This is a genomic window from Prochlorococcus marinus, from assembly GCF_001180245.1.
GTDB classification, from domain to species: Bacteria; Cyanobacteriota; Cyanobacteriia; order PCC-6307; family Cyanobiaceae; genus Prochlorococcus_A; species Prochlorococcus_A marinus_F.
Map to the genome: position 1 here is coordinate 1 of NZ_CVSV01000036.1, position 409 is coordinate 409.

1 protein-coding gene is annotated in these 409 nt (G+C 33.7%); it reads left to right on the top strand.

The features are described 5' to 3' along the window. Window positions 1-409, top strand: a 409-nt coding sequence (locus tag AMO19_RS00515) for a signal recognition particle receptor subunit alpha (protein WP_179850454.1), incomplete at both ends; no start/stop codon positions are given.

The following is a 409-nucleotide window of genomic DNA, read 5'->3' on the forward strand; positions in this document are numbered from 1 at the left end:
GAAGCAGGAAGATCAAAAGCAAGAATTGATTGATATTCCCAATAAAGAAAATATTGCTGAACAGTCTAATAATATTAACGAATCTGAATTAGGAGAATTTGACGATAACTTTACTTGGTCTGCAATGGTATTAGCTGCTCAAGGGAAAAAAATAAATCAAATATCGATTGACGAAATTGATTGGTTAACTAAATTACGGAGAGGATTAGAAGAAACCCGAAAAGGATTTGTCACTGAACTATTAGATAAATTGGGAGATGATCCTCTTACTCCTGAATCTCTTGATGATTTAGAGACTCTATTAATAAGAGCTGATGTAGGGATTGATTCAACCGATAAAGTTATAAGTTCTCTTAGAACAAAATTAAACGAGGAAGTCGTGGGTGGAGAAGCAGGAATAAAGTTCTTG